The organism is Corynebacterium otitidis ATCC 51513 (genome assembly GCF_000296405.1).
Taxonomy (GTDB): domain Bacteria; phylum Actinomycetota; class Actinomycetes; order Mycobacteriales; family Mycobacteriaceae; genus Corynebacterium; species Corynebacterium otitidis.
Genome location: NZ_JH815193.1, coordinates 70,178 through 85,815 on the forward strand (window position 1 = coordinate 70,178; position 15,638 = coordinate 85,815).

Here is a 15,638-nt window from a genome sequence, read left to right on the forward strand (position 1 = left end):
CCAGCCTAGCGGGGAGTCGACGCGGCCGCCGGGAGGCGCCTAACGATCCGGTCGAGGCCCTTCGGCTCCGGCTCGAAGGGGTCGAGCAGGTCGAGGACGTGGGGCTCGGGCCGGTTGACCTTGAGGTGGGTCCAGTCGACCGCCGCGTTCGCGCCGAGCCGCTCGGCCTCGGCGACGAACCGGCCGCGCGCCGCGGCGCGGGTCGTTTCCGGCGGGTTCTCGCGGGCCGCCTCGATGGCGTCCTCGCCGATCCAACGGTTAAGAAGCCCGCGGCCCTCGAGCGCGGAGAAGAGCCCCCGGCCGGGCCTGATGTCGTGGTAGGCGAGGTCGATCTGGCGCAGCCGCGGGTGGGTCCACTCGCAGCCGAGCCGCTCCCGGTAGCGGGAAAGCAGCCGGTACTTCGCGACCCAGTCGATGTCGCGCTCGACGGCCTCGAGGTTGCCCGAGTCGAGCGCGCCGAGGACCCGCTGCCACAGCTCGACGACCCGGGCGAGCTCCTCGGTCGGGGTGCCGGCGTCGACGCGGTACTCGAGCCACTGTTCCGCGGCGTCGGCGAGCGCCTGCTGGATCTCCAGGGCGGTGACCTCTCCCCCGCCCTCGAGCGGCAGCGCGGCGCGCCCGGTGAGGTCGGCGGCGACCTCCCTGATGTGGAGCACCGGCGCGACGACGGGGAACTCGGGCACGGGGAAGCCCGCCTCGAGCATCTCGACGAGGAGCACGAGCGAGCCGACCTTGAGCGCGAGCGTGGGCTGCGCCATCGACGAGTCGCCCGAGATGACGTGCATGCGCCGGTAGCGCGAGGAGTCGGCGTGCGGCTCGTCGCGGGTGTTGATGATCGGGCGGGTGCGCGTCGTCGCAGAGGACACGCCCTCCCAGAGCTGGTCCGCGCGCTGGGAGAGCACGAAGCCCTTGCGCCCGATAAGCCCGGCGCCCGAGGTGAGCTGCCGGGTGATGAGGAACGGCAGCAGCCGCTCCCCGAGCGTCTTGAGCGTCGTGGAGCGGGCGATGAGAAGGTTCTCGTGGCAGCCGAACGAGTTGCCCAGCGCGTCGACGTTGTTCTTGAACAGGTAGACCTGCCCCTTGACGCCCTCGGCGGCCATGGCCTCCTCCGCGGCGCGCGCGAGCGCGTCCATGATGCGGTCGCCGGCGCGCTCGTGGGCGATGAGCTGGCTTAAGCTGTCGCACTCGGCGGTCGCGTACTCGGGGTGCGCGCCGACATCAAGGTAGAGCCTCGAGCCGTTGGCGAGGAACGCGTTCGAGGACTGGCGCCTGGCGACGACGGGCTTGAACATGTAGCGGGCCGTCTGCTCGGGGCCTAAGGTGCGCTGCCCGCCGTCGGAGGTGGTGATGCCGTACTCGGTCTCGATGCCTAAGATCCGGCGGCTCAGCGCCGCCTGGGGGTCGGGCGTCTCGGGGGTGGACACGGCTGGCTACTCCCCGCCCTTCTGCACGTAGGAGTTGACGAACTCCTCGGCGTTGTCCTCGAGCAGCCCGTCGATCTCGTCGAGCAGGTCGTCGGCGCCGTGGGTGGAGATCTGCTCCTGGGCCTGCGGGGCGGCGTCCTCGGGCTCGTCGCCGTCGCCCTTGCCGTGGCGCTGCTGGAAAGGCTGCGGTTGCGTCGACATGTGTCCTCCTTGCACGAAAGGCTCGAGTGGGGCCGCCCGCTGGTCTGCCGGGAGCCCCGGTCCCTCCCGCCCAGCCTAGCTGCGTCTGGGTAGCGTTGCCTAGCCCATCGGCTCGACCGAGAGGCCGGCGTCGGCCAGCGCGCGCAGGGTGGCCTCGAGGTCGAGGCCCTCGAGGTCCGCGGGGCTGATGGCGGGGCTGGGCCCGTCGCCGAGGCCGACGCGGATCTCGGCGGTGGGGTCGTTGGGGTCGGCGAGCGCGACGGAGCGCCAGTTCGCGGAGACGACCGCCGGGCGGAAGCGCTCGACGAGCAGGCCGCGCAGCCAGGCGCGCGTGTCGCCGGGCGCGCTCTCGACGGCGTCGCGGAGTTCCTCGTCGCTGAAGAGGCGGCGCATCCGCCCGGAGCGCACGAGCGCGGAGTACAGGGAGCGCGACTCGTCGACGTCGGCGTACTGCAGGTCGACGGCCTGGAGCTTCGCGTCGCGGACGGGCGCGCCGCGCTCGAGGTAGCGGGAGATGATCGCCCACTTTGCGACCCAGTCGAGCCGGTCGGCGGCCCCGAGCACGTCGCGGGAGAGCTGCCCGAGAAGCTCCGCGGCGGTATCCAGGGCGCGCCGCTCGCTGGGCAGGGCGGGCGTGAGCCTCGAGAGGTACTCCTCGAGGATCGCGAGCGCGGGAAGCCGGCGCCCGTCTGAAAGCTCGAGGCGGTGGGTGAGCGTCGGGTCGTAGGACACGGCGGTGAGCTCGCCCACGGGGTCTGCGAGCGCGAGGTCGGAGAAGTCCACCCCGTCCTCGACGGCGGCGACGACCATCGAGGTGAGCGCCAGCTTGAGGAACGTCGCGGTCTCGGAGCGGTTCGCGTCGCCGATGATCGTGTGGAGCCGCCCGAAGCGCCTGGGGTTGGCGTGCGGCTCGTCGCGGGTGTTGACGATCCCGCGGTTGAGCGTCGTCTCCAGGGAGACGACCTGCTCGAAGTAGTCGGCGCGCTGCGAGATCTGGAAGCCGGGCTCCTCGCCGCGCTGGCCGCGGCCCATCCGCCCCGCGCCGATGAGCACCTGGCGGGTGACGAAGAACGGCACGAGCGCCGCGGTGAGCTCCTCGAAGTCGAGGGCGCGGTCGTACTGGTAGTTCTCGTGCGAGCCGAAGGACGCGCCCTTGCCGTCGACGTTGTTTTTAAAGATCCGGATCGGCGGGCAGGGGTCGCGGTCCTCGAGGACCGAGCGGCCCTCCTCGAACAGGCCCGCGATGTCGGCGGTCGCCTCGCGCAGCACGAGGTCCCCGGCGGCATCGTGGCGCGCCGCCTCGAGCGGGTCGGTGACCTCCGGGGTGGCGTACTCGGGGTGGGCGTGGTCGACGTAGAAGCGCGCCCCGTTTTTCAACACGACGTTCGCCACGCCCATGGCGTTGGGGTCGACGACCGGGGCCGAGCGGTAGCGGCGCAGGTCGAAGCCGCGGGAGTCCTTCAGCGGCGACTCGGCCTGGAAATCCCATCGCGAGCGCGCCGCCTCGCGGAGCGCGGCGTAGGCGACGACCGCGTGCGTGGAGCTCACGATGGGACTTAAGGCCGGGTCGGTGGGCGTGGTGATGCCGAACTCGGTCTCCGCGCCGAGGATGCGGTTTTCTAAGGCCACGGGTCTGTCTAGCTCCCCTCGCGTCCGATGCGGCGCACGAAGCGCACCTTCTTGCCCTTCAGGCCGCTGATGTGCAGCCACGCCGAGGGGTCCTCCCCGCCGGCGAGCGCCTCGTTCTCCGCGGCCTCCTGGCGCGCGGCGGCGCGCACGTGCTCGGCGGTAATGCCCGGCCGCCCGCCGGAGAGCTCGTCCTTGACGGCGATCTTCTTCGCCCGGTCGACGACGCTGGCGATCATCGCCCCGGAGACGAACTCGTCGGCGGTCATCGCCCGGGACGAGCCGTCGACGAACTCCACCTCGAGGACCGGGCGCTTCTCGTAGAGCACCGCAACTCCCGCGTCGACGAGCTCCGCCGCGGGCCCGGCGAGCGGGATCCCGCCGGAGAGGTAGCGCGCGAAGATGTCCGCGCCGGCCTTGCGGTCAGGCCGCGCCACGGGGATCTTCACGTCGAGGCGGCCCGGGCGCATGAGCGCGGGGTCGATGAGCTCCTCGCGGTTCGTCGCGCCGATGACGATAACGTTCTCGAGCTGCTCGACGCCGTCGAGCTCGGTGAGCAGCTGCGGCACGACGGTGGTCTCCACGTCCGAGCTCTTGCCCGAGCCGCGGGTGCGAAACAGCGACTCCATCTCGTCGAAGAACACCACCACCGCGGAGCCGTCCGCGGCGAGCTCCCGGGCCCGCTCGAAGATGGCGCGCACCTGGCGCTCCGTCTCGCCGACGTACTTGTTGAGCAGCTCCGGGCCCTTGATGTTGAGGAAGTAGGCCCTCGGCGACTCCGGGGCCTCCGTGTCGAGGCAGGGGCAGTCGCCGCGCAGCGTCTTCGAGGCCAGCGAGTGCGCCACCGCCTTGGCGATCAGCGTCTTCCCGCAGCCCGGCGGCCCGTAGAGCAACACGCCCTTCGGGGGCTTCAAGTCGTAGGAGCGAAAGAGCTCCGGGTGGAGGAACGGCAGCTCCACCGCGTCGTGGATCGTCGCGATCTGCTCGTCTAGACCCCCGATGTCCTCGTACGAGACCTCGGGCACCTCCTCCAGGGAGAGCTGCGCGACGTCCGTGACGGGCAGAAGCTCCACCGCGACGCCCGCCTTCGGCTCGACGAGCACTTCGTCGCCGGGCCTGGGGCCGCGGGCGGCCTCGCGCACCGCGCGCGAGAGGCGCACCACCCGCGCGTCGCCCGCGGAGTCGACGACCACGGCGCGGCGATCGTCGAGGACCTCCTTGATCGCGGCGACCTCCCCGGTGGGGCTCGGCCCGCACGCCTCGAGGACCTGGCTGCCCTCGCCGAGGCGCACGAGCGTGCCCGCCTCGAGCTCCCCGAAGCTCACCGCCGGGGAGACGGGCACCCGCATCTGCCTGCCCAGGGCGACGATCTCGGCGTGCTCGCCGTCCTCGGAGCGCTCGAGGAACGTGCCGTACGTCGACGGCGGCTGGTTTAAGTCCTCGATCTGCTGGCGCAGCGTGTCGAGCTTGTCCCGCGAGGCCTTGAGCAGCTCCGCGAGCTTCTTGTTGCGCGCGCTTAGGGTCCGGTTCTCCCGCAGCAGGTCCCCGTGGAAGCGCCGGTCGCCCTCGTCGCGGCCGGTGTGTCCGGTGTCGGGACGCGAAAGTGTCATGCCCTCCAGCCTAACGCACGATAGGCCCCGCTAACTTTGCCCCGCGACCCGCCCCGCGGCGCCGCAGCGCGGGTGACTCGATACGGGACGCTGGCTAGCGGCGGGCGGGTCGCTGGGGCTGCGGGGGCGTGACCCCGTCGGCGAGCCGGCGGGCCTGCACGAGGAACGCGGTGTGCGCGTTCATCCGGTGCTCCGGGCGCGTGGCGAGCCCCTCGACGCGCCAGCCGCGCACGAGCGACTCCCAGGCGCGCGGCTCGCTGAAGTGCCCGGTCTCGCGCAGCCCCTCGACGGTGTTCATGAGCTGCGGGACGGTCGCGACGTAGACCATGATCACCCCGCCGGGCAGGAGCAGGTCGCACACGGTGTCGAAGAAGTGCCAGGGCTCGACCATGTCGAGCAGCACCCGGTCGACCGGCCCGCCGAGGCCGTCCCGGGTGAGCTGACCGAAGTCCGCGAGCTTCGGCTCCCACCACTCGGGCCGGGTGCCGAAGTACTGCTCGACGTTGTCGATCGCATAAGCGAGGTGGTCGTCGCGCACCTCGACGGAGAAGACCCGGCCGTGCTCCCCGACCGCGCGCAACAGGGCGATGCTCAGCGCCCCGGAACCCGCGCCGGCCTCAAGCACGCGCGCGCCGGGGAAGATATCGCCCTCGATGAGGATCTGGCCTAAGTCCTTCGGGTAGATCACCGCCGCGCCGCGCGGCATGGAGAGCACGTGGTCGACCATGAGGTGGCGGAACGCGAGGTAGTCGGCGCCCAGCGAGGAGCGCACGACGCTGCCCTCGTCGCGGCCGATGAGGTCGTCGTGGGCGACCTGCCCGCGGTGGGTGTGGAACACCTCGCCGGGGCGCAGCACGATGGTGAAGTGGCGGCGCTTCGCGTCGGTGAGCTGCACGCGGTCGCCGGCCTGGAACGGCCCGGAGTAGGCCATGGCTCGATCAGCCGTCCTTTCGGTCAAAGAAACGTCTCGTCTTCCCCCGCCGAAAGGCGGGGCTGGCGTGCCGCTTACTCGGCGGCGGCGAGGTAGGCGCGAAGCGCGCGTGTGAGAGCCTCGACGTCGGCTGCCCCGGCGAGCTCCCTGGCGGAGTGCATGGATAAAAGCGGGATGCCGACGTCGACGGTGGGAATACCCACCCTGGTCGCGGAGATCGGCCCGATCGTCGAGCCGCAGGGCACCGCGTTGTTGCCGACGAACACCTGGTCGTTCACCCCCGCGGCGCGGCAGGCGCGGCGCCACGCCGCGACCGTGCGGTCGGTGGAGGCGTAGCGCTGCTTGGCGTTGATCTTCGTCACCGGCCCGCGGTTGATGAGCGGCAGGTGGCCGGGGTCGTGCTTGCCGGCGAAGTTGGGGTGCACGGAGTGCGCCGCGTCCGCCGAGACCATCGAGGAGCGCGCCAGCATCCGGTAGGTCTCCTCGCGGTCGAGGCCTAAGGCCGCTGCGGTGCGCTCGACGACCTCGGTGAGCAGCGGGCCGGCCGCGCCGCTGGTGGACTCGCTGCCGACCTCCTCGTTGTTGAACGCCGCGAGGACGAGCACGTCCCCGCCGGACTCCGCAGCGCCGGCGGCGCCCCTCAGGGCCTCGAGCCCGCAGTACACGGAGCTTAAGTTGTCGAGCCGGCCCGCGGCGATGAGGTCCCCGGCGGCGCCGAAGAGCCGCGGGGGCTGGGTGTCCGCCGTGATGACGGTGTGGCCGAGGATCTCGTCCGGCTCGCAGCCCGCAGCCTCGGCGAGCAGCTCGGAAACGCTCGCGTCGCCCTCGAGCGCGAGGATCGGGCTCGTGTGCTCCTGCGGGTGCGGGTTGAACTCGTTCTTGCGCTCGAGGTGGATCGCGAGGTTCGCGATGCGCGCCACCGGGCCGGTGTCGACGAGCCTGGTGGAGCCGTCGGCGAGTGTCACCCGCCCGGCAAGGGTGAGCTCGCGGTCGAACCACGAGTGCACGATCGGCCCGCCGTAGACCTCCACGGCGGCCTGCGCGAAGCCGAAGGCCGCCCGGTCGGGGTGCGGCTTGAGCGCGAAGCCGGGCGAGTCGGTGTGCGCGCCGACAATGCGGAAACCCGACTCGCCGGTGAGGGCGTCTGGCACCCACCACGCGACGACCGCGCCGTCGCGGGAGAGCACGTGCCCGCCGGGCTGCGCGTCCCAGGCTTGGGCGGGGTCCTGCCTAGTGAAGCCCGCCGCCTCGAGGCGGCGGGCGACCTCCTCGGCGGCGTGGAAGGCGCTCGGCGAGGCGGAGATGAAATCGAAGAAGTCCTGGGGCGCGTCCATGTACTTCAAAATATCCGCCCCGCCCGGGGCTATGTTGCTCGGGGCCGGGCAACCCGAACGGTGGCAATCACAGCGGCAGCCCAGGCCGCGCGTCCCGCACGCCGCGCCGGGGACGTAGAGCTAGCTGCGCCTGGGCCGGCGCTTGGCCGCCCACGCACGGACCTCGTCGGCGAGCCACACGCAGTTCCCGTCGGGCTCGCCGGCCGGGGCTGGGCACTGCCCGCGCGCTAAAAATAGGAGTTCCACGTCGAGTGCTTCATGCCGGCGGCGGTCTCGCGCTGCTTCGCGAGCTAGAGCTCCGCTGCGCTGTCGAGATCCACGATCGCCGACCTCATGCTGGTCGTCCTCTCCCCGAACGCTCGTTGGAGTGAATAGGTGCCCTCAACGAAGAACACCGCACCGGGGCGCGGCAACCGCGCGGGGCCGCGGGCCGCCGGGTTCCGCCGGTCGAAGCCCCGAGATAAGAGCGAACACCTTAGCCTGCGAGATCCAGCCTCACCGGCGGATTCCGACTCCCACCATCGGTGTCCACCCCCGTCGATACGATGTGGAGCCATTATGCCCTCCCCCACCAACGACGAGCCCGAAACGAACCCGCCCGCCCGCAAGAAAGCCAGGCCGCTGGCGCTGTCGCCCTCTCGGGCGTCGGACTACAAGCAGTGCCCGCTGCTCTACCGACTGCGCTCGATCGACAAGATCCCCGAGCCGAAGACACTCGCGCAGGTGCGCGGCACGCTGGTGCACGCCGCGCTCGAGGACCTCTACGGCATGCCGCGCGAGGAGCGCACCTTCCCCGCCGCGGTGAAGCGGCTCAAGCCCCGCTGGGAGGCGATGCGCGCCGACGACCCGGAGCTCGACGAGCTCGTTCCCGAGGTGGAGCTCCACGGCTTCCTCTCCGAGTGCCGGGAGCTCCTGCGCGGCTACTTCCGGATGGAGAACCCCCAGGGCTTCGACCCGAAGGACCGGGAAATGTTCTTAAACCTCGTGCTGCCCAACGGGGTGCCGGTGCGCGGCTTCATCGACCGCGTGGACGTCGCTCCCTCCGGGGAGGTGCGCATCGTCGACTACAAGACCGGCAAGAAGCCCAAACCCCGCTTCCAGGACGGGGCGCTGTTCCAGATGCGCTTCTACGCGCTGGTCTACTGGCGGCTCACCGGAAAGATCCCCGACGTCGAGCGGCTCATGTACCTCAAGGTCAACGACTCGCTCTACACGAGCCCCACGAAGCAGGAGCTCGAGTACTTCGAGCGCGACCTGGGCCGGCTGTGGGCACAGATCACGCTCGACGGGGAGCACGGCACGTTCCAGCCGAAGACCTCGAAGCTGTGCGGCTGGTGCTCCTTCCAGAGCCTCTGCCCCGCCTTCGGCGGCACCCCGCCGGAGTACCCCGGCTGGCCGGGCGCGATGGGCGATCGCAATGACAAGGACACCGGCGGGGGCAACTAAGGCGAGGGCGCTGGCCGATTGCCCGGCCATGCGACCAGGCCGACGCGCCCCCGGCAGTCCGCTTATCGGGGGCCTCGACCCTCTGACTCGGAATCTCGACCATCCCACTTTTGAGGAGGCGAAGCACACTGGCCCGCCACACGAAAAAGAAAAAGCGCCGCGGATCGAAGCGTCCGCACCTCTGCCCCAAGAACCGAAAGCACCAGTACCGCGCCTACGAGGAGGCCGCCCACGTGGCCATTCTCCGTTCGCGCGGGGCAGGGCCGCTGGCTATATACCGATGCCCATATTGCAGGACCTGGCATCTCACCAGTAGGCCGCAGCGAGAAAAGGCTCGTCGGCGCGCACGCCAGTAATACCGCCTCGCCGGCGACCCGCGAGCCCGTCCCATTCCGCGGGGTTGCGACCCCGCCAGTTACTTTCCCAGTATGCGCCGTCCCACCACGAGCCAGCCGGCACGGGTCACGACGGCGTGGGCCTTGCAGGCCAACTGAAAGCTAGGTTGCCTTCGCTGCCCGAGCAAAACGCACCGCGCTGCCCGTTCGCATACACCACCGGCGGGCCGATGCGGGCATCGTCTCTCCAGCGAAATCGAGGCACACCGATCGGCTGCCTCCGCGCAGGACACCGCGCTGTGCCACCGCGCGAGAAACGACCCCCGGGGCCTGCCGCGCTCGCCCCCGCCGGACTCGCCACGGTAGATCCCGCACCCGGGTGCCACGTGGCGCCCGGCGTCTGCCTCGCCGTCGACGACAACAAGACCGCTGCCCAACTGCCCGAACGGCGCGGACACGACGATGCACGGATGATAGCTCCCTTGCTCTCGCCGCGATCGCTGACGAAGAAGACGCGCGGCATTGACACGATCCCCGAGCGGGATTGAAACTCCTCACGTGGGGGCCGACGGCGACTTCACTCAGCGCACCGATGCGCGCCACAAGATCGTATGTCTTAGCGAAATCGCCCACGGCCGGCACGGCGAGCCCCTCGCGCCTTGGCCCCGAAACAACAGTCACACTCCGGCGGCCCGAGTGCCGCCCGGAGAACGACACTTCGCCGGCACCCGCTCCCGGTGTTCTGCGACATCCCGCGGAGCTAACCAGGCTGGCTGAGCGCGATGGGTTCCAGAGACTGATTTGGCGGGACATAAGTATCGCACTGGAGCTGACCCGAATACCTGCGCAAACTGAGGGCCCCGCCCAGTCTGACAGTCCCGCCCTGCGGAGCTCGCCGCCTCGGTAACGCAGGCGGGCGTTATGCGGCGTTCGCACTGACAACAGCTTCGCAACAGGAGCAGATGACCACCTCAAGAAGTGACCTTAGTCACATTTTGCAGGTTATCGTTGCTATTCTCCCCTCCACAGTGGAGAGTTAGTTCACTCCAGCGAGAAGGGGGTGAGATCATGGAACAGCAGATCTTGGAGGATCTGAACAGAGTGCAGACGGTATTTGCGCAGATGCAGTCGTATTGGAACCACGCGGCGCGCAGCTAGAAGCACATCAACTCCGGGAGGGGCCATGACGACCAACGAGCTGACTCGACATCTAGACCAGGTGTCCCAAGCGGCCGAGGGGAAGCCATCCCCTCCCGGCTTACTGCGCAGGATCCGGATCGCCCAGAGGATATCCGACAGGACGATCAGAGACCTCGCGTCACCACATTACCTCACCGATACAGGCGTGCGACGAGCTCCGGAGGCAAAGCTCTTCTGGAACCTTATCCTGGAACATTTTGCCATCGAGGACCGCGTCCGCTCGGAGGAACTATGCCGGCAGGCCGCCGACGAATCTTCTCAAGGGATTGTCGGACTAATCGACGATATCTCCCTCACGATCGGAGATTACCAACTGATGTACCGCATCGTGGCCTCTGCCCTGCCACGGCTAGCTGCACCCTCCGATTCCTACGCGGCCACCGCGGTAGGAATGGTATTAGCAACGGCGGGCGACGATAGGTGCGCCGATTTTTTCGACACTGCCTCCGTCGAGCAGCACCCCGTCGACAAGGCAATGAACCTGGTCAGGCTTGCCGCCTACTGCATTAAGAGGAAAAAGGCCTACCCACGATCTCAGGCAGCGCTCGAACGAGCGGTCGGCATTCTCGATGATAGCGAGCGATCGATTAAACCAGCCGAACGTCACGGCTGCCTCGCCTCGGTATACAACCTCGCATCACTGCTAGCCCTGCATACCGATGGCCCCATGGAGTCTGCCCGGAGCCTCGAGGCAGCACTCGATCACGCGCGTGAGGCCGTGATGTACCCGGACCGGCGAAGCGAAAACGCCCGCTACGGGATACAGATCTTTTGCAACCTGGCCCAGCTGCACTGTCTACGGGAGGAATATGAGGAAACACATAAGGCCATACTAGATAACGGAACCGTTTTTCTTGAACACGCGCCGGAGTACCGCACTGAGGTCGATTCGTGCCTCGCATACATCAACTACCTGGACGGCCACTTCACGGACGCGACGCGTCACGCGCGAGAGGCGATACGATCAATCGCCCGGCAGGCCTCGCCTCTCCGGCTAGCAGCCACTCGAAAGGTGCTTATCGGTTCCTTGATTCGTTTGGAACGCACCCACGATGCTGCCGCCGAGCAGGACAAGCTCATCCACGATCCGCTCGGTCTATCGGAGCTCAGCCACGATTGCCCGGGAAATTTTAGCTAGAGGTAAATATTGACACGCCTATCCTGTTCCGGGCTACGGAAATCCTATGGCTCGCGCGGTAAAGATGCCGTCTCTCAGGTCTCACTCGACATCGGACAAGGAAGTATCGTTTCGCTCGTGGGGCCGAACGGCGCGGGCAAGACCACCACGGTGCGGATGCTCGCCACTCTGCTCGCCCCGAGCGCGGGGAATATCACCGTCTGCGGGATTGATGCCGTGGCGCGGCGTCGCGCCGCGCGCCGACACCTCGGGTTGGTGCTCGGCGGGGACTCCGGCTTTTATCAGCGCGCCACCCTCCGCGATAACCTGCTCCTCTTCGCCGATATCGCGCGGGTACCTGGCAGCAAGCGTCACGAGCGAGTGTCCTCCGCCCTCGAGGCCGTCTCTCTTAGCGAGCAGGCCTCCTTACCGGTCTCCGCCCTGTCGAGGGGGATGAACCAGCGGCTCCACATCGCTCGGGGTCTGCTCAACAATCCTGAAGTGCTACTCCTCGACGAGCCCACCTCTGGCCTCGATCCGGAGGCCGCCCTCGATCTGCGACGTCTGGTCCGTGCACTCGCCAATGAGGGCACCGCCATCCTGCTGACCTCCCACTATCTCACCGAGGTCGAGGACCTCAGCGACGAGATCAACGTGATCGTCGACGGTTCTATTGTCGCCACCGGCGGGACGCACGACGTGGCGAAGGCCGCCGGCATCGGTGAGGTCACCACCGCGAGCCTGCCGGTCTCGCTCGGCGCAAGCATGGACGATGTGCTCGACCGCTTGCGGGATATCGACGGCGTGGTGCGGATCGCCTCCACTCGCTTCGAGGCGCGCGTGCTCATCTCGCTGAGCTGGCGCGCCTCGGCCCGCCCCGCGGTCGGCGCCGTGGAGTCGCTGCTCGCCGAAGCGGGTGTCAACTCACCGGCGGTGGTCACCAGACCCGCCACGCTGGAGGAGAGCTATCTCGGGCTGGTGGGCGCCGCATGATGGCTCTCATCCGGATGGCGGGCTTCCACCTGCGGGAGTTCGCCCGCGTCGGATTCTTCGCGACGCTGCTGGTGACCTCCACGATATCGGTGCTGGCCCTGCAGGCCCTCGGCTCTCGCGCCACCCCGGATCCCGCGGGCGACGGAGATATCTGGCTGCGCTCCGCGCAGGTGGGCATGTGGACGACCTGCACCGTCGCCGCCGGATTCCTCGGTTTCCAGCGTTTCCAGGGCACCTTGGTGCACCTGCTGTTCACGCCCCGCCGCCCGGCTGCGACCCTGCTGCCGATGATCGCGGACGGTTCCCTATTCGGGCTGCTTGCCTTCCCGCTTGCCGCCTGCCTCGCCGCGCTACTCGGCCTGCCGATCGACGCCGCCAGCCCGGCCGCGATAGCACTCGGAATCCCCGCGCTGTGGCTGGCGTGCCTAAGCCTCTGCACGATTATTAGCCCACTTTTCGTCCTCACCCCCAACGCGATCGCTTACGAGGGGCTACTCGCCGCGCCTATCGTGTTGCTCTCCGGGGTGTTCGGTTATCCCAACGACACCCTGGCTTATATTGGTTGGCTGCTTCCCACCGCGCATGGGATCGCCGTTCTTAACGGCGGCGGGCTGTGGCATCTCGCGGCAGGACTGACGCTGAGCGGGTTATTCGCCGCGTTAGGCTGCCTGCTACTACGCCGCGCCGACGATAAGGCCACCCGAGCAGGAAGCCTGGAGATCATATGAATGGCCTGCGCACTCATATCAAGGTGGCCGTCCGCTCGACACCGGCGTTGGCGAACGGCTCCACCGCGGTCACCACCTTGGGGCTTATCCCCTTAATCGAGACGGTCTTCCTCGTCGCCGTGGCCACCGCCGTCAACAGCCCCGAGACGACCATGACAGCCTACGCCGGGCTGATCGTCGGGGCAATCACCGCGACGATGGGCGGCGGGGTAGGCGCGGTGGCCCGCGACCGGGCGCTCGGGGTACTTGCCGAGGTGATCAGCTTCGGCCCCTTCAACCCGAAGCTGTGGCTCGCCCGCTTCCTGCCGGCCGCCGCCGTCACGGTGGTGTCCTCCGCGATCGGGGCGTGTGGCATATATGCGCTTGACTCGACCCACGACGTCGAAAGGCTCGTGGTGGCGCTGCTCGCCATTCTTGCCGCCGTGCCAGTGGGGGTCAGCGCTGGGATGGCCTGTGCGGCCGCGGCGACGGTGCTGCGCGACCCGTTTGCCGTCGTCAATGTGGTGGCCCCGCTGCTGCCCATCACTGCCGGCGTGATCCTCCCGCACGAGGCGTATCCCCCGGTGTTCAAAGAACTCGCCGCGCTGTGCCCGGGAACCTGGCTCATCGACGCGCTGCGCTCCGCGGCCGTCCCGGGTGTGGGCCTGGCGGAATCCGCGCCCGCCCTCGCGTTGGAGGGACTAGTCTGCGCCGGCTGGCTCGGGGTGGGGCTCGCTGCGATCGGCTGGGCCGCCAGGCGCGTCTATCGCACCGGCGACAACAGAGCGCTGCTCTAGCAGCTTCTTCGCCCGAGGGACGAGGACCTGGTAGGCGTAGCCTGGGCGAGCCGTTGTCCGGCCCCACCACCGCGAGACATCTCGCCGGTGGGCTTCTCCCAGCGGCCGGCCGCATGCTGTCCTCGGGAGGCGATCGCACGCCCCACAGTGGCTATTTCTTGTGGGCTCTAAAAGCCCGCCCCGGAAGCGTTCGTGCTTCCGGGGCGGGCTTTTCACGGCAACGCGGCACGTACGCCGCGGCTAGGGCGTGGTCCTCTTAGAAGAGGCCGACGACCTTGCCTTCCTCGTCGATGTCGATCTTCTCCGCCGAGGGCTTCTTCGGCAGGCCCGGCATCGTCATGACGTTGCCGGTGAGAGCGACGACGAAGCCGGCGCCGGTGCGCGGCTGCAGCTCGCGGACCGTGAGGGTGTGGCCCTCCGGGGCGCCGAGCTCGGAGGCGTCGTCGGAGAAGGAGAACTGGTTCTTCGAGACGCACACCGGGAGCTTGTCCCAGCCGTTGTCCTTGAGCTTCTTCAAGTCCTTCTTCGCGTCCTTGGTGAAGACGACCTTGTCGGCGTGGTAGAGCTCCTTGGCGATGGTGTTGAGCGTCGCCTCGACGCCCTCCTCCGGGTCGTAGAGCTGCTTGGAGCCCTCGCCGAGGTTGTCGAGCACCTTCTTCGCCAGGTCGCGGGCGCCCTCGCCGCCCTCGGCCCAGACCTTGGACTCGGAGAGCGCGACGCCGAAGTCCTCGGCCCACTTCGCCATGAACTCGCGCTCCTTGTCGGAGTCGATCGGGAAGAGGTTGAGGGCGACGACCGGCTCGACGCCGAACTTGCGGAGGTTCTCGATGTGGCGCTCGAGGTTGGGCAGGCCGGCCTTGAGCGCGTCGAGGTTCTCCTCGTTGAGGTCGTCCTTCGCGACGCCGCCGTTGTACTTCAGCGAGCGGATGGTCGCGACGATGACCGCGCCGGCGGCCGAGAGGCCGCCGAAGCGGGCCTTGATGTCGAAGAACTTCTCCGCGCCGAGGTCCGCGCCGAAGCCCGCCTCGGTGAAGACGTAGTCCGCGGTGCGCAGCGCCGTGTCGGTGGCGAGCAGCGTGTTGCAGCCGTGCGCAATGTTCGCGAACGGGCCGCCGTGCACGTAGGCTGGGGTGCCGCCGAGGGTCTGCACGAGGTTCGGGTTGATGGTGTCCTTGAGCAGGACGGTCAGCGCGCCCTCGGCCTTGAGCTCGCGGACGGTGACGGGCTTCTTGTCGTAGGTCAGCCCGATGTTGATGTTGCCGATGCGCTCCTTGAGGTCGGAGAGCGACGTCGCGAGCCCGACGACCGCCATGATCTCGGAGGCGGCGGTGATGGTGAAGCCGTCCTGGCGGGGCACGCCCGAGGTGGGGCCCCCCAGGCCGACGACCACGTGGCGCAGGGCGCGGTCGTTGACGTCGACGCAGCGCTGCCAGGTGACCTGGCGCGGGTCGATGTTGAGCTCGTTGCCCTGGTGGATGTGGTTGTCGATGATCGAGGCGAGCGTGTTGTTCGCCGCGGTGATCGCGTGGAAGTCGCCGGTGAAGTGGAGGTTGATGTCCTCCATCGGGACGACCTGCGAGTAGCCGCCGCCGGCAGCGCCGCCCTTGACGCCCATGACCGGGCCCTGGGAGGGCTCGCGGATCGCGGCGATGGCGTTCTTGCCCTCGAGGGTGAAGGCGTCGGCCAGGCCGATGAGCGTGGTGGACTTGCCCTCGCCGGCGGGCGTCGGGGACATGCCGGTGACGAGGATCAGCTTGCCCTTGCGGGGCTGGTCGGCCACGAGGCTGGCGTCGACCTTGGCCTTGTTGCCGCCGTACGGGATGAACGCGTCGTCCGGGATCCCCGCGCGCTTCGCGATATCCTCGATAGGCTCCAGCTTGTGGTTCTGTGCGATTTCGACATCGGAAAGTGCCATGA

The 15,638-nt window shown here is 68.8% G+C and carries 12 protein-coding genes; 5 read left to right on the forward strand and 7 right to left on the reverse strand.

The features are described 5' to 3' along the window. Positions 1–5 precede the first annotated feature (5 nt). The 6 genes from pafA to HMPREF9719_RS03290 all read right to left on the reverse strand — a co-directional run bounded on the left by pafA (position 6) and on the right by HMPREF9719_RS03290 (position 7,126). Positions 6–1,424 carry a Pup--protein ligase gene (pafA, locus tag HMPREF9719_RS03265; RefSeq protein ID WP_004600538.1) on the reverse strand — a complete coding sequence of 473 codons (1,419 nt, stop codon included), beginning with the start codon at positions 1,422–1,424 and terminating at the stop codon, positions 6–8. Positions 1,425–1,430: 6 nt separating this feature from the next. Beyond that, complete coding sequence (locus HMPREF9719_RS03270) at positions 1,431–1,625, reverse strand: ubiquitin-like protein Pup (RefSeq protein ID WP_004600539.1); 195 nt, start codon at positions 1,623–1,625, stop codon at positions 1,431–1,433. 99 nt (positions 1,626–1,724) lie between these two features. Continuing rightward, positions 1,725–3,254, reverse strand: coding sequence for a depupylase/deamidase Dop (gene dop, locus HMPREF9719_RS03275; RefSeq protein WP_004600540.1), 1,530 nt, complete (start codon positions 3,252–3,254; stop codon positions 1,725–1,727). An 8-nt stretch (positions 3,255–3,262) separates the two neighbouring features. Then, positions 3,263–4,861, reverse strand: coding sequence for a proteasome ATPase (arc, locus tag HMPREF9719_RS03280; RefSeq protein WP_004600541.1), 1,599 nt, complete (start codon positions 4,859–4,861; stop codon positions 3,263–3,265). Between the two features lie 94 nt (positions 4,862–4,955). Further along, positions 4,956–5,792 carry a tRNA (adenine-N1)-methyltransferase gene (locus tag HMPREF9719_RS03285; protein ID WP_004600542.1) on the reverse strand — a complete coding sequence of 279 codons (837 nt, stop codon included), beginning with the start codon at positions 5,790–5,792 and terminating at the stop codon, positions 4,956–4,958. Between the two features lie 74 nt (positions 5,793–5,866). Further along, positions 5,867–7,126, reverse strand: coding sequence for a M18 family aminopeptidase (locus HMPREF9719_RS03290; protein ID WP_004600543.1), 1,260 nt, complete (start codon positions 7,124–7,126; stop codon positions 5,867–5,869). Between the two features lie 558 nt (positions 7,127–7,684). Here HMPREF9719_RS03290 and HMPREF9719_RS03295 point away from each other — a divergent pair. The 5 genes from HMPREF9719_RS03295 to HMPREF9719_RS03315 all read left to right on the forward strand — a co-directional run bounded on the left by HMPREF9719_RS03295 (position 7,685) and on the right by HMPREF9719_RS03315 (position 13,721). After that, on the forward strand, positions 7,685–8,572 hold the full coding sequence (locus HMPREF9719_RS03295; RefSeq protein WP_004600544.1) for a RecB family exonuclease: 888 nt from the start codon (positions 7,685–7,687) through the stop codon (positions 8,570–8,572). A 1,518-nt stretch (positions 8,573–10,090) separates the two neighbouring features. After that, a complete protein-coding gene (locus HMPREF9719_RS03300; RefSeq protein ID WP_004600547.1) occupies positions 10,091–11,245 on the forward strand; it encodes a hypothetical protein in 1,155 nt (384 codons plus the stop codon). 9 nt (positions 11,246–11,254) lie between these two features. Then, a complete protein-coding gene (locus HMPREF9719_RS03305; RefSeq protein WP_004601900.1) occupies positions 11,255–12,217 on the forward strand; it encodes an ABC transporter ATP-binding protein in 963 nt (320 codons plus the stop codon). Continuing rightward, positions 12,214–12,945: a hypothetical protein gene (locus tag HMPREF9719_RS03310; RefSeq protein WP_004600549.1), complete on the forward strand. Its 732-nt coding sequence runs from the start codon at positions 12,214–12,216 to the stop codon at positions 12,943–12,945. Before HMPREF9719_RS03305 ends, HMPREF9719_RS03310 begins: the two co-directional genes overlap by 4 nt. Continuing rightward, a complete protein-coding gene (locus tag HMPREF9719_RS03315) occupies positions 12,942–13,721 on the forward strand; it encodes an ABC transporter permease (protein WP_004600550.1) in 780 nt (259 codons plus the stop codon). The genes HMPREF9719_RS03310 and HMPREF9719_RS03315 overlap by 4 nt, the downstream gene beginning before the upstream one ends. Positions 13,722–13,977: 256 nt before the next feature. On the opposite strand, the gene HMPREF9719_RS03320 is transcribed toward HMPREF9719_RS03315, so the two are convergent. Continuing rightward, complete coding sequence (locus HMPREF9719_RS03320) at positions 13,978–15,636, reverse strand: formate--tetrahydrofolate ligase (protein WP_004600551.1); 1,659 nt, start codon at positions 15,634–15,636, stop codon at positions 13,978–13,980. Between the last annotated feature and the right edge of the window lie 2 nt (positions 15,637–15,638).

Excerpts from the sequence above, each read along its gene's own strand:
- HMPREF9719_RS03270 (WP_004600539.1), bottom strand. The coding sequence starts at position 1,625 with ATGTCGACGCAACCGCAGCCTTTCCAGCAGCGCCACGGCAAGGGCGAC.
- arc (WP_004600541.1), bottom strand. The coding sequence starts at position 4,861 with ATGACACTTTCGCGTCCCGACACCGGACACACCGGCCGCGACGAGGGC.
- HMPREF9719_RS03285 (WP_004600542.1), bottom strand. The coding sequence starts at position 5,792 with ATGGCCTACTCCGGGCCGTTCCAGGCCGGCGACCGCGTGCAGCTCACC.
- HMPREF9719_RS03290 (WP_004600543.1), bottom strand. The coding sequence starts at position 7,126 with ATGGACGCGCCCCAGGACTTCTTCGATTTCATCTCCGCCTCGCCGAGC.
- HMPREF9719_RS03295 (WP_004600544.1), top strand. The coding sequence starts at position 7,685 with ATGCCCTCCCCCACCAACGACGAGCCCGAAACGAACCCGCCCGCCCGC.
- HMPREF9719_RS03300 (WP_004600547.1), top strand. The coding sequence starts at position 10,091 with ATGACGACCAACGAGCTGACTCGACATCTAGACCAGGTGTCCCAAGCG.
- HMPREF9719_RS03310 (WP_004600549.1), top strand. The coding sequence starts at position 12,214 with ATGATGGCTCTCATCCGGATGGCGGGCTTCCACCTGCGGGAGTTCGCC.
- HMPREF9719_RS03315 (WP_004600550.1), top strand. The coding sequence starts at position 12,942 with ATGAATGGCCTGCGCACTCATATCAAGGTGGCCGTCCGCTCGACACCG.
- HMPREF9719_RS03320 (WP_004600551.1), bottom strand. The coding sequence starts at position 15,636 with ATGGCACTTTCCGATGTCGAAATCGCACAGAACCACAAGCTGGAGCCT.